Origin of the sequence: Streptomyces lateritius, assembly GCF_014649715.1 — a bacterium.
In the GTDB taxonomy this organism is placed as follows: Bacteria; Actinomycetota; Actinomycetes; order Streptomycetales; family Streptomycetaceae; genus Streptomyces; species Streptomyces lateritius.
On record NZ_BMTO01000012.1, the window covers coordinates 11842 to 25076 of the forward strand.

The window sequence follows — 13235 nt, forward strand, 5'->3', positions numbered from 1 at the left end:
TGTCCCCATCGAGCCTGCTGTCCACAGATTTCCGAATTCCTCTGGCGTTTGGGCTCAGGCAGCTTCACTCTGGGTAGTGGACTAGTGGGCAGTAAGTCGTACGAACGGGGGCGGCGTCCATGGAAGCGGAGCGACTCATCGCGGCAGGCCGGCACGCGCTGGCACAGAGCGGCACGGCGCTGGACATCGTGGCGGAGGCCTGGCAGGCCCAGGCCCTCGCGCAGGCGATAGGAAGTCACCTCGCGCTCTGCGGACCGCAGGAGGTGCGGGGCGAGGCGCGCGGACTGAGCGAGATCGGCGGCGGGCAGGGGGCGATCGACCATCCCGTGCTGCGGACGGGCGGACCGAGGGCCGCGCAGCTGACCGAAGTGGCCGACGCGCGGGTGGCGTTGACCGCGCTCGGCGCGCTTCTGGGAGAAGTCGGGATCGCCCTGGTCGGTGTGGCCTGCGCGACCGATGAGGAGGGGCTGTACTGGCAGTGCATCGAGGCGATCGATGCCGCCGACGAATCGAACGACCGGGTACGGGGGATGCTGCGCCGACTCGCGATCCGGGAGCGGGACCGGCCTCCCGATGCCGCCTGGGGGCGGACGGGCCCGACTGCGGGGCTGGCCTGAACAGGCGCTGCGGGACGCTCATGAACCGGGTGCGTGTGGCTGCCACGTAGGCGGTCTCCCCGGCCCGGGCCTCGCCCGGAGGGGAGGAGCCACCCGTGAGAACGGCACACCGGCAGGGGCCGCCGGGCCGCGGGCCGGGCGGTCCGGCTCCGCCCGGGCCAAGGACGAGTGCCCGGTCACGGTCACCGGCCCGGTGGGACGTGGCCCGCCGGGGTGCGCGACATTCACCCGACCGAGCCGGTGGGTGCCGGGCGCTGACGGAGCGGTTGACGGCCGTGGGGCGGTGCAGGATGGGGGTATGGATCTTCGAATCTTCACCGAGCCCCAGCAAGGGGCCGACTACGACACCCTGCTCACGGTCGCCAAGGCCACCGAGGACCTCGGTTTCGACGCCTTCTTCCGGTCCGACCACTACGTCAGCATGGGCTCCGCCGACGGGCTGCCCGGGCCGACGGACGCGTGGATCACGCTGGCCGGGCTGGCCCGGGAGACCCGGCGGATCCGCCTCGGCACGCTCATGACCGCCGGTACGTTCCGGCTCCCGGGGGTTCTGGCCATCCAGGTCGCCCAGGTCGACCAGATGTCCGGCGGCCGGGTCGAACTGGGTCTGGGCGCCGGCTGGTTCGAGGAGGAGCACCGGGCGTACGGAATCCCCTTCCCCAAGGAGAAGTTCGGCCGGCTGGAGGAGCAGCTGGCGATCGTCACCGGGCTGTGGGAGACCGAGCTCGGCAAGACGTTCTCGTACGAGGGCCGGTACTACCAGCTCGCCGACTCGCCCGCGCTGCCCAAGCCGGCCCAGTCCAGGATCCCGGTGCTCATCGGCGGCCACGGCGCGACGCGTACTCCGCGTCTCGCCGCACGGTACGCCGACGAGTTCAACATCCCCTTCGCCTCGCTGGAGGACAGCGAGCGGCAGTTCGGCCGGGTCAGGGCCGCCGCCGCGGCCGCGGGCCGGCCGGCCGACGCGCTGGTGTACTCCAACGCCCTGGTCGTCTGCGTCGGCGGCAGCGACGCCGAGGTGGCCCGCCGGGCGGCGGCGATCGGCCGCGAGGTGGAGGAGCTGAAGACGAACGGCCTGGCCGGTTCGCCGGCCGAGGTCGTCGACAAGATCGGCCGGTACGGGGCGATCGGGTCGTCCAGGATCTACCTCCAGGTCCTCGACCTGGACGACCTCGACCACCTGGAGCTGATCTCCGCCCAGGTCCAGTCCCAGCTGGGCTGAACGAGAGGCAGGGCGTAAGAAGGAAGAAGAGACGGACGCGGAAGAAGGAAGACCGATGGCACTCATCCCCGGAACCGCGCGGCCGCTGGCCTCGGCGCTCGCCGACGAGGTGCTCGTGCTCGACGGCGGGCTCTCCAACCAGCTGGAGGCGCAGGGCTGTGACCTGAGTGACGAGCTGTGGTCGGCGCGGCTGCTCGCCGACGGCCCCGAGCAGATCGAGGCGGCGCACACGGCGTATGTGCGAGCCGGTGCCCGGGTCCTCATCACCGCCAGTTACCAGGCCACCTTCGAGGGCTTCGCCCGCCGTGGCGTCGACCGGGCCGGGGCGGCGCGGCTGATCGGGCGGAGCGTGGCGCTGGCCCGCGAGGCGGGGCAGGGGGCGGCGGAGCAGGTGTGGGTCGCCGGGTCGGTCGGCCCCTACGGCGCCATGCAGGCCGACGGGAGTGAGTACCGCGGCCGGTACGGGCTCACCGTGCGTGAGCTCGAGCGGTTCCACCGGCCCCGGATCGAGGCGCTCGTGGAAGCGGGTCCCGATGTGCTCGCGCTGGAGACGGTGCCGGACGCCGACGAGGCCGAAGCGCTGCTGCGGGCGGTCGACGGGTGCGGGGTGCCGGTGTGGCTCTCCTACACGATCGCGGGGGAGCGTACGCGCGCGGGGCAGGGGCTGACGGAGGCGTTCGGGCTCGTGGCGGGCAACGACCAGGTCGTCGCGGTCGGGGTCAACTGCTGCGAGCCGGGCGACGCGGCCCGGGCCGTGGAGATCGCGGCGGGGGTGACGGGGAAGCCGGTGGTCGTCTACCCCAACAGCGGGGAGGAGTGGGACGCCGGCGCGCGGGCCTGGCACGGGACCGGGGCCTTCGACCCCGGCCGCATGCGGGACTGGCCGGCTGCCGGGGCGCGGCTGATCGGCGGTTGCTGCCGCGTCGGCCCGGACCGGATCGCCGCGCTGGCCGCCGCCGTGGCGGCGGCGCCCGGCGGGAGGTGACCGATCGGCCGGCCGCGCCGGTCCGACGAAGCGGCCGAGCATCGTCAGGCACGGGAAATTGCCTGGTCGGAGGCGAGAGAGGAGGACCATACTCGGACGTGTGTTCCTGACGATCAGTACGACCGGCACCCTCGAGCGTCCCGCGACCGACCTGGGCTTTCTGCTGCACAAGCATCCCGACAACGCGCAGACGTTCTCGACCTCGCACGGCACGGCGCACGTCCTCTACCCCGAGGCGTCCGCCGAGCGGTGCACGGCCGCGTTGCTCCTCGAGGTGGACCCCGTGGGTCTTGTGCGGCGCGGCAAGGGCAAGGGCCGGGGCGGCGCCCCCGACTCCGCCCTCGCGCAGTACGTGAACGACCGGCCCTATGCCGCGTCCTCGCTGCTCGCCGTCGCGCTGTCCACGGTCTTCAAGAGCGCGCTGCGGGGCGCCTGCCGGGCGATGCCCGAGCGAGCGGCCGCGCCGCTCCCGCTGCGGATCGAGGTGCCGGCGCTCCCGGCACGCGGCGGGGCCGAGCTGGTCCACAAACTGTTCGGGCCGCTCGGCTGGGACACGGTGGAGGCGGAGCCGGTGGCGCTGGACACCGCCTTCCCCGAGTGGGGCGACTCGCGCTACGTGCGCCTCGTCCTCGAAGGGGAGCTGCGGCTCGCGGACGCGCTCAACCACCTCTACGTCCTGCTGCCGGTGCTCGACGACGCCAAGCACTACTGGGTCGCCCCGGACGAGGTCGACAAGCTGCTGCGCGCCGGTGACGGCTGGCTCGCCGAGCACCCCGAGCAGAAGCTGATCACCAGCCGGTACCTCTCCCGCCGCTGGGGCCTGACCCGGGACGCCATGGAGCGTCTGGAGCTGGTGCGGCTCGCCGAGAGCGACGGCCTGGAGGTCGAGGACGTCGACAACGCCGTCGACGAGACCACCGACACCGAGGAGAAGCCGGTGCCGCTCGCCGAGCAGCGCCGCGCGGGGATCCTCGCCGCACTGCGCGCCGCCGACGCCACCCGCGTGCTCGACCTCGGCTGCGGCCAGGGGCAGTTGCTGCAGGAGCTGCTCAAGGACGTGCGCTTCACCGACATCGTCGGTGTCGACGTGTCCGTACGGGCGCTGACCGTCGCGGGCCGTCGGCTGAGGCTGGAACGCCTCGGTGAGCGGCAGGCCGGCCGGATCACGCTGATCCAGGGCTCGCTCGCGTACACCGACAAGCGGCTGACCGGTTACGACGCGGCCGTCCTCAGCGAGGTCGTCGAGCACGTGGACCTGCCCCGGCTGCCGGCACTGGAGTACGCCGTGTTCGGATCCGCGCGCCCCCGGACGGTCCTCGTCACCACCCCGAACGTGGAGTACAACGTGCGCTGGGAGTCCCTGCCCGCCGGACACGTCCGGCACGGCGACCACCGCTTCGAGTGGACCCGCCAGGAGTTCCGTACGTGGGCGGCGCGCGTCGCCGGACAGTACGGCTACGGGGTGGAGTTCACCCCGATCGGCCCCGACGACCCGGAAGTCGGGCCGCCCACGCAGATGGCCGTCTTCACACAGACGAGCCGGACCACTCCGAAGGAGGACACGGCATGACCGACACCATCCGCACGCTGCCCGTCACCGACCTGTCCCTCGTGGTCCTGATCGGCGCGAGCGGCTCCGGCAAGTCCACCTTCGCCCGTCGCCACTTCAAGCCGACCGAGGTCGTCTCCTCCGACCTCTGCCGCGGCCTCGTCGCCGACGACGAGAACGACCAGAGCGCCAGCCGGGACGCCTTCGACCTCCTGCACTACATCGCGGGAAAGCGCCTGGAGGCCGGCCGGCTGACCGTCGTCGACGCCACCAACGTGCAGTCGGAGGCCCGCCGTCAGCTCGTCCAGCTGGCCCGGCGGTACGACGTGCTGCCGATCGCGATCGTCCTCGACCTGCCCGAGGAGGTGTGCCAGGCCCGCAACGCGGCCCGGCCCGACCGGGCGGACATGCCCCGCCACGTCGTCCAGCGCCACCGCCGCGAACTGCGCCGCTCATTGCGCGGCCTGGAGCGCGAAGGCTTCCGCAAGGTGCACGTCCTGCGCACCGTCGAGGAGGTGGAGGCCGCCGAGGTCGTCCTGGAGAAGCGTTTCAACGACCTGCGCCACCTCACCGGCCCCTTCGACATCATCGGTGACGTCCACGGCTGCCGCTCCGAGCTGGAGACGCTGCTCGCCAAGCTCGGTTACGCCGACGGCCACCACCCCGAGGGCCGGACGGCGGTCTTCGTCGGCGACCTGGTCGACCGGGGCCCCGACAGCCCGGGCGTGCTGCGCCGCGTGATGGGAATGGTCGCCGCGGGCGACGCGCTCTGCGTGCCCGGGAACCACGAGAACAAGCTCGGCCGGTGGCTCAAGGGCCGCAAGGTCCAGGAGACCCACGGGCTCGCCGAGACCATCGAGCAGCTCGGGCGGGAGAGCGAGGAGTTCCGCGCCGAGGTCGGCGCGTTCATCGACGGGCTCGTCAGCCACTACATCCTCGACGAGGGGAAACTGGTGGTCTGCCACGCCGGGCTGCCGGAGAAGTACCACGGCCGGACCTCCGGCCGGGTGCGATCGCACGCGCTGTACGGCGACACCACCGGCGAGACCGACGAGTTCGGGCTGCCGGTGCGCTACCCGTGGGCGGAGGAGTACCGCGGCCGGGCGGCCGTCGTCTACGGGCACACGCCCGTGCCGAACACGTCCTGGATCAACAACACCATCTGCCTGGACACGGGCGCCGTCTTCGGCGGGAAGATGACCGCGCTGCGCTGGCCGGAGCGCGAACTGGTCGACGTACCGGCGGAGAAGGTCTGGTACGAGCCGGCCCGGCCGCTCGCCACCGAGGCGCCCGGCGGACACCAGGGCAGGCCGCTGGACCTCGCCGACGTGCACGGCCGCCGGGTCGTGGAGACCCGGCGGATGGGGAACGTCGGCGTACGGGAGGAGAACGCGGCGGCGGCTCTGGAGGTGATGAGCCGGTTCGCGGTGGACCCGCGGTTGCTCGCCTACCTGCCGCCGACGATGGCTCCGACGGCGACGTCGAAGGCCGAGGGCTACCTGGAGCACCCGGCCGAGGCGTTCGCGCAGTACGCGGACGACGGGGTGGAGCGGGTCGTGTGCGAGGAGAAGCACATGGGCTCGCGGGCCGTCGCGCTGGTGTGCCGGGACGCGGCGGCGGCGCGGGAGCGGTTCGGAGTGGACCCCGCGGAGGGGGCGACCGGCGCGCTGCACACCCGTACGGGACGACCGTTCTTCGACGACGCGGCCGTCACCGAGCAGGTCCTGGAGCGGCTGCGGGCGGCCGTCACCGCCGCCGGCCTGTGGGACGAGCTCGACACGGACTGGGTGCTGCTCGACGGGGAGCTGATGCCGTGGTCGCTGAAGTCGGCCGGGCTGCTGCGGGCGCAGTACGCGGCGGTCGGCGCGGCCTCGCGCGCCGTCTTCCCCGGCGCGCTCGACGCGCTGGAGCGGGCGGCGGCGCGAGGGGTGGGCGGCGGTGTCGACGCGCTCCTCGCCAAGCAGCGGGAGCGGGCGGCGGACGCGGAGGCGTTCACCGAGGCGTACCGCAGGTACTGCTGGCCGACGCAGGGTCTCGACGGGGTGCGCTTCGCCCCGTTCCAGGTCCTCGCGGTGCGGGGCCGCTCGCTGGCGGCCGTGCCGCACGACGAGCAGCTCGGGTGGCTGGACCGGCTGGTCGAGCACGATCCGACGGGCCTGCTGCAGCTCACCCGCCGGCTCGTCGTCGACACGGGCGACGAGGCGTCGGTGCGGGCCGGTGTCGACTGGTGGCTGGAGATGACGGCGGCGGGCGGCGAGGGCATGGTCGTCAAGCCGCTGGCGGCGCTGGTCCGGGACGGCAAGGGCCGGCTCGTACAGCCCGGGGTGAAGGTCCGCGGCCGGGAGTACCTGCGGATCATCTACGGCCCCGAGTACACGCGCCCGGAGAACCTGGAGCGCCTGCGCCGGCGTTTTCTCGGCCACAAGCGCTCGCTGGCCCTGCGGGAGTACGCACTCGGCCTGGAGGCCCTGGACCGCCTGGCGGAGGGCGAGCCGCTCTGGCGCGTCCACGAGGCGGTCTTCGCGGTCCTCGCCCTGGAGTCGGAACCGGTGGACCCCCGTCTGTGAGGGACCCTTCGGGGATGGCTTCCCGGTTCGGCTTCCGGGGCCGGTCCTCGGGGCTCCCCAGCCGGGCCGCGCGGCCCGGGAACCGGCCCCTCCGAGGGAGAACGTCGCCGTTTCGCAGGGGGCGCAGGGAAGCGGATCGGGGCGCTCCCTTGCGCCCCCCGTGCTCGTTGACGCGTGTCTTCGTGAGCCCCTAGCGTTCTTCACCCCACGACGTGACGCAGCGTCAACAGCGTGATTGCGCACGCCTCATGAGGTGGGGACAGGCACTCGGGGGTGCGCGCTTCGGCACGTCTCGGCCCGTGGGTTTCAGAACGTGGCGGGCGGGGCGGGGGTGAACGAGAGTTGAGTCTTTTCGGCCAGGATCGCTCCTTCCTCCATGCCCTCCCCGACCGGGACCGCCGTGCCCTCCTCGCCGAGGGAACCCCGCGCTCCTACGAGCCCGGCGAGGTCATGATCCGGGAGCGGGACACCTCCGCGTACGTGCTCGCCCTGATGTCCGGCTGGGCCGTCGTCTCCGTCGAGACCGAACGCGGCACCCGGCTCATCCTCGCCCTGCGCGGCTCCGGCGAGGTCGTCGGCGATCTCGCCGCCGTGGACCGGCGGCCGCGCAGCGCCACTGTCACCGCCCTCGGCCGCGTCGACTCCGTGTCCATCTCCGGCGACCGGTTCCGGCGCTTCCTCGCCGAACACCCGCACGCCACCTCGCTGATCATGCGCCAGCTCTCGGCGCGGCTGCGCAGCGCCGACGTCGAGCGGCGCTCCCTCGCGTCCGAGACCGTGCTGCAGCGGCTCGCCGCCCGCCTGGTCGAGCTGGCCGAGCGGGCGGGCCGCCCCGCGGACGCGGGGACCGTACTCGAACTGCCCCTGCCCCAGCACGACCTGGCGGCGGCCATAGGCGCCACCAGGGAGGCGGTGGCCAAGGCACTCCGACTGCTGCGGGAACAGGACGTCGTCCGCACGGCGAACCGCCGGGTGGTCGTCATCGACATGCCCGTCCTGCTGCTCCTCGCGCAGGGCGGATCGCACCGGGCGAAAGCGGTGGAGAAACCTCCGCCGGGTGTGTAAACGGCTACATCGCCTCCCGCCACGCGCGGCCAGGCTTGACCCGTCACCACGGCAACACGGCACACACAGGGAGTCCGAGTGAGCAGTGCGGGAGCGAACGCGGGAGTGAGCGCGGGAGCGATCCACCGACTCGTCGTCTTCGGAGACGCCGTCGGATCCGGCACCTTGGGCATGGACGCGAAGAGGCTGATGCGCGCCGCCATGTACGAGGCCTTCGGCGAGGCGTACGCGGCCATCGGCGTCGAACCCGGCACCGTCCACCAGGAGGACCGCGGCGACGGCATCCTCGGGGCGCTGCGCCCGGACGTGCCGCCGGCGTTCATGGTCGGACGATGGATCGACACGCTGTACGAAAGCCTGCGCGAGCACAACGCGGGCCGCCGGGAGCGGCTGCGGATGCGGGTCGGCATGAACGCGGGACTGGTCCTCGACGACGGCCGCGGTCTGGTCGGACGCGCGGTCGACCTGGCCTGCCGGCTCTGCGACAGCCCCACGGCCAAGCGGGTCATGGAGGCCGCGCCCGACGCGGACCTCCTCGTCGTCGTCTCGGACTGGCTCTACGGCAACGTGGTCGTCGAAGGCGGCCGTTACGTGGAGCCGTCGCACTACCGGCAGGCCCGGGTGCTGTCCAAGGAGACCGACGAGACCGCCTGGTTCCACATCCCCCGCCGCCCCGCACCGCCGCTGCCGCCGTTCGGCGAGGCGGAGTCAGGAAGGGGAAGGCAAGCGGAAGGCCGTGGTGACACACAGACCGGCGGTGGGCCGGCGCGGGGGGACGGCCCACCGCCACCAGTGCCCGAACAGGCCGTGCCCGAACAGGGCAGGGGCGAGTACTACGACGTCGGCGGCGACCTCCAGGTGTTCAGGGGCAACACCATTCACGGCGGCTTCACCGGCATCCGCAAGGAGCGCCCCGCCTCCGGCGCACGCGCATCCGACGAGGAGGAGAGCGCGTGAGCGACCAGGACGACGCCCCCACTCCGGACGAGCCCAAGGGCGACGGGCCCTCTCACGGGGGCGAGAGCAGCGGTGCGGCGGGGGGCGAGAAGCCCGGACCGGACAAGACCGGTCCCGACAAGGGTGAGGCGACCGCCCAGGCGCAGCCCGAGCCCAACCCCTTCGACCGGGCCGGCCGCAGCCCCGTCGACGGCGTCGGCGGCACCGGCGGAGCAGGCACCGCGCGCGCCGCCCTGCGCACCCTCGCGCCCCGCCCCTCCGGTCCGTCGTACGAGATCGGCGGCGACGGGCAGATCTACCAGGGCAACCAGTTCGTCACCCAGTTCTGGGCCGGAGCCCGGCCGGAGCTCGTCCAGGGTCCGGTGCCCCGTGAGACCCTCCAGCACCTCGACGACGTCTACTGCGAGGTCCCCGGCTACCGGCAGATGAAGGACCTGCTGCGCAGCCACCGGCTCCTGGTGCTGTGCGGCGAGCCGGGCAGCGGTCGCAAGGCCACCGCGCTCGCCCTCCTCTCCGAACTCACCGGCCACCAGGTGAACCGGCTCGACCCGCGCCACCGCGTGGACGAGATCGGCACCGAGGCGCTGGAGCCGGGCGGCGGCCACCTCCTCGAGCTCCCCGCCGAGGACGGCCGGGCCGAGAGCGAGCCCCGCCGGGACCGGGACGAGCCGCGCGACCGGCCGCGGCCCTCCGCCGTACGCCTCTCCGAGCTGCATCTCGACCGGTTCAGCCAGCAGCTGCGTGAGCAGGAGGCGTACGGCGTCGTCCTCGTCGAGAGCGGCGACCTCGCCGACCGGATGCTGCGTGGACGGTACGGGATGTACTGCCCGCCCCCGCCCTCCGGCGAGGTTCTCCACCGCCACCTGCGGCTGCTGCTGCGCGGCGAGCCGGAAGGGGCACTGGAGAGCGCGCGGGCCGTCGCCGAGCGCCCCGAGGTGGTCAAGGCCCTCGGCCTCGACGCCCTGCGCCCCCGCGAAGCCGCCCGGCTCGCCGACCACCTGGCACAACGGCAGAAGGACGAACTCACCGAGGCGCAACTGCTGGACCGATGCGGGGCGTTCGTCCGCGCCCAGGCGCGCACCTGGTTCGCCGGGGCGGACCGCCCCGGCGCCCTGCCCGAGGCGCTGCCCGCGCTCAGCGCGACCGCCTTCCGTATCGCCGTCGCCGTCTTCAACGGCTCCGCCTACAGCATCACCGCCGAGGCCGCCGAACTCCTCACCTGGGAGCTCAGCTCCACCCTCGACCCCGAACGCCCGCCCGGACGACGGCTGTTCGGCACACACGCCGAGAGCCGGCCGGTCCTCGCCCGCTCCGTACTGGAGGACGGCGAGCTCGACCTCGGCCCGGCGAAGGTCCCGGTGCGGGCCGTCCGCTTCCAGGGCGACGCCCTCGCCACCGCCGTCCTCAGCGAGATCTGGCACGGCTACCACAACGTGCGCGGACCGGTCGCGCGCTGGCTCCGCTCGCTCTGCGACGACCCGCGCCCGGCGGTGTGGGTGCGCGCATCCATCGCCGCCGGGGTGCTCTGCTCCTGGGACTGGATCTACGGGTTCGGCGAGCTCATCGCCCCCATGGCCTCCATCGACCGAGCCGTGCCCCGGATGGCCGCCGCCACGGCGCTCGCCGAGGCGGCGCGCGACCCCCGGGTGAAGCCCGCCGTCGGCGCCGTCCTCAAGGAGTGGGCCTCCGACGGCAACGACGAACTCCGCGAGACGGTCCTGCTCACCCACGGTTACGTCCTCGCGGCGGGCACGGTGAGCGGTTCCCTCGACGCGCTGGCGCGCGTGGTCCGTACCCGCGAGGCCGGCGACGTCGACATGATCGGAGCGTCCGCGTTCAGCGTCGCCAGGCTGCTGGCCTCGGGGGATCCGGAGGCGGTGATCCGGAAGCTGACCGACTGGCTCGAGGACGGGCGGCTCAACCTCGCCAACCTCGTCCTCGTGTCCATGCTCAACACCCTCACCATCAGGACCACGCACCTGTGGGGACTGCGCGACGTACCCGAGCTCGAACCACACGCCGCCCGGCCGCTGCTCGTCGCCCTCCTCGCCACCCGGCCCGGCCTCGCGCCCGCGCTCGGCGCCCTGCTGCGCCACACCCTCAGCACCGCGCGCTCCGGTGAGGCGGCGCTCGACGGCCTGGGGAGCCTGCTGCGCCGGGCGGCCAAGGACGAGGAGGCACTCGGTCATGTCTGCCGCTTCCTGCCGCTGATCGCGGTCAGCCGAAGGGACCGTGACCGGCTGCGCGGGCTGCTGAAGGAACTGGTCGGCGACCGCGACCGGCCCATGGACAAGCGTGCGGCGGGCCGGATGTGGGACGCCGTCGCGGAAGGAGCCGAGCGATGAACGACCGACAGGAGCGGAACCGGGTCGGGGTGCGGGACGGGGGACGGGCGCAGGGCGAGTCCCAGCAGGACGGCAGGGCGCGAGCGCGGGGCGGGGCTCCGCAGGGCGGGACGGAGCGGGACGGGATGGCACAGGGCGGGGGGAAGGCGGCGGGCGACGGCCGACGGGGCGAGGGCGGCAGAGGGCCGCTGCTGCGCGAGTACCAGCCTCCCTACAAGCGCCGGAGCGGGCAGATCGCGGCCGTGCTCCTCTACCGCAACGGCGGCCACCGCGTCATGTGGCCGGACCGCCACGAGGACACCAACAAACCCCTGCTGGGCTTTCCGTACACCGTGTTCGAGGTCAGGCTCGGCCGTAACGTCACCGAGTTCGACCTCGCCCTGCCCGCCTCCGGCGACGGCGTCTTCTTCGCGGCCGCCGCCCGGGTCCACTGGGAGGTGGCCGACCCGCACCTCGTCGTCACCCAGCAGGTCTGGGACGTCGCCGAGTTGCTGCGCGACGACCTGCTCGACGGGTTGCGGGCGGTGTCCCGGAGGTTCCGGCTGACCGACGCCCAGCGCGCCGACGAGGCCGTACGCGACGAGCTGAGCTCCGGGAGGTTCAGCCTCGGCGGAGACATCGGGCTGCGCACGCGCGTCCATGTCTTCATAGACCTGGACGACTCCATCAAGGAGGAGATCGGCAAGCGGGACCGGGTCGGCGTCACCATGCAGGTCGACGAGCGGGAGATGGAGCAGCAGCGTCGCAGGGACGAGGGCGAGCGGCGGCGGGTGGCCGAACGGGCCCGCGACCTCGAAGAGCTCTTCCAGCGCGGCGAGTTGGCGCAGATCGCCCACCACATGGCGATGAACCCCGACAAGGAGTGGGAGATCCGCCGCGAGCTCCAGCACGAGAAGCGCGAGGGGCAGGCCGACTTCCTGGCGGTGTTCAACCGGCTCCTCGACACGGGGGTCCTCGAGCGGCACGACATCGGCGAACCGATGCACCAGGTACTGGAGTTCCTGCGGGAGAGCACCGGCACGGTACTGGGCGGCGTCGCCGGCCATGTTCTCAACCCGCCCGGTGGTGGGCGCAGACGGGCACTGGAGGAGGCGCGTCCGGAGCCGCTCCGGCCGCCGTGGGACGAGGACGCCAGGGGCGAGGGCCCCAGGCGCGAGGACGCCGGGGAGGGCCGTGCCTGGGACGACCGCGCGAGGCAGGGCGACGTCCGGGACGGCGACCGCGACGACCGTGGGTACGACGACCGGGAGGGGGAGTACGGCCGTGATCGGCCGGTGTACGAGCCGACCCGCGTCCAGTCGTCCTCCGAACGCCGGCGCGACGACGCCGACGGCTACGGTGAGCGCCGCTCCCGCCCCAGCGCCGACTTCGACGACTGGGACACGGAATGACCGGCCCCACCTCCGGCCCCGCCGCCGCTCCCACCCCCGTACCCGATCCCGTGCCGGACCCCGTGCCCGACCCGTCCGACGTCCGCTTCATGGCCGACCGGCTGCTGGTCACCGTCCGCGAGGACATCGGCCGGGCCGACACCAAGGCGGCGATCCTCCTCTCCGGCGCGCTCGCCTTCCTGGCGGTCGTCTTCGCCCGGGACCGCGGACCGCTGCCCTCGGCCGGCACGGGCCTCGCCCTGCTCGTCGTGGCCGGGCTGCTGTGGACGGCGGGCGTCCTGATGCTCGTCTCCGTGGTCCTGCCCCGTACCCGCATCGGGGCCGACCGCACCCTCCTGCGTGATCTGGCGGCCGGGCCGTCCACCGACGTGCTGCGTGACCGGCTCACGGCGTCCGGCGAGGACGCCACCGGCTGGCTCCTCGAACAGGCGAGCGTGCACGGAGTCGTGCTCGCCGCGAAATACCGGTGGCTGCGCCTGGGCGTGAGCGCTCTCGCGCTCGGCGCGCTGCTGGCCCTCTTCAGCGAACTGTGGTGAG

10 protein-coding genes are annotated in these 13235 nt (G+C 73.4%); all 10 read left to right on the plus strand.

Annotation, left to right across the window (positions count from 1 at the left end):
* Positions 1-119 precede the first annotated feature (119 nt).
* Positions 120-617, plus strand: a complete 498-nt coding sequence (locus IE136_RS23705; protein ID WP_158991436.1) for a DUF6099 family protein — start codon at positions 120-122, stop codon at positions 615-617.
* Positions 618-915: 298 nt separating this feature from the next.
* Positions 916-1839, plus strand: a complete 924-nt coding sequence (locus IE136_RS23710; protein ID WP_158991439.1) for an LLM class F420-dependent oxidoreductase — start codon at positions 916-918, stop codon at positions 1837-1839.
* Between the two features lie 55 nt (positions 1840-1894).
* The gene (mmuM, locus tag IE136_RS23715; RefSeq protein WP_189601347.1) at positions 1895-2824 is read left to right on the plus strand and encodes a homocysteine S-methyltransferase; all 930 of its coding nucleotides are present in this window, start codon (positions 1895-1897) and stop codon (positions 2822-2824) included.
* Between the two features lie 100 nt (positions 2825-2924).
* Positions 2925-4394, plus strand: a complete 1470-nt coding sequence (locus IE136_RS23720) for a 3' terminal RNA ribose 2'-O-methyltransferase Hen1 (protein ID WP_189601348.1) — start codon at positions 2925-2927, stop codon at positions 4392-4394.
* On the plus strand, positions 4391-6940 hold the full coding sequence (locus IE136_RS23725; RefSeq protein WP_189601349.1) for a polynucleotide kinase-phosphatase: 2550 nt from the start codon (positions 4391-4393) through the stop codon (positions 6938-6940). The genes IE136_RS23720 and IE136_RS23725 overlap by 4 nt, the downstream gene beginning before the upstream one ends.
* A 342-nt stretch (positions 6941-7282) precedes the next feature.
* A complete protein-coding gene (locus tag IE136_RS23730; RefSeq protein ID WP_158991451.1) occupies positions 7283-8005 on the plus strand; it encodes a Crp/Fnr family transcriptional regulator in 723 nt (240 codons plus the stop codon).
* A 78-nt stretch (positions 8006-8083) separates the two neighbouring features.
* The gene (locus IE136_RS23735; RefSeq protein ID WP_229819081.1) at positions 8084-8962 is read left to right on the plus strand and encodes a hypothetical protein; all 879 of its coding nucleotides are present in this window, start codon (positions 8084-8086) and stop codon (positions 8960-8962) included.
* The gene (locus IE136_RS23740) at positions 8959-11307 is read left to right on the plus strand and encodes a hypothetical protein (RefSeq protein WP_229819083.1); all 2349 of its coding nucleotides are present in this window, start codon (positions 8959-8961) and stop codon (positions 11305-11307) included. The genes IE136_RS23735 and IE136_RS23740 overlap by 4 nt, the downstream gene beginning before the upstream one ends.
* Positions 11304-12698 (plus strand): hypothetical protein, encoded by a 1395-nt coding sequence (locus tag IE136_RS23745; protein ID WP_158991454.1) that lies wholly within the window; start codon positions 11304-11306, stop codon positions 12696-12698. The genes IE136_RS23740 and IE136_RS23745 overlap by 4 nt, the downstream gene beginning before the upstream one ends.
* Entirely contained in the window at positions 12695-13234 is a 540-nt protein-coding gene (locus IE136_RS23750; protein ID WP_229819085.1) for a Pycsar system effector family protein, read from the plus strand. The genes IE136_RS23745 and IE136_RS23750 overlap by 4 nt, the downstream gene beginning before the upstream one ends.
* Position 13235: the final 1 nt, after the last annotated feature.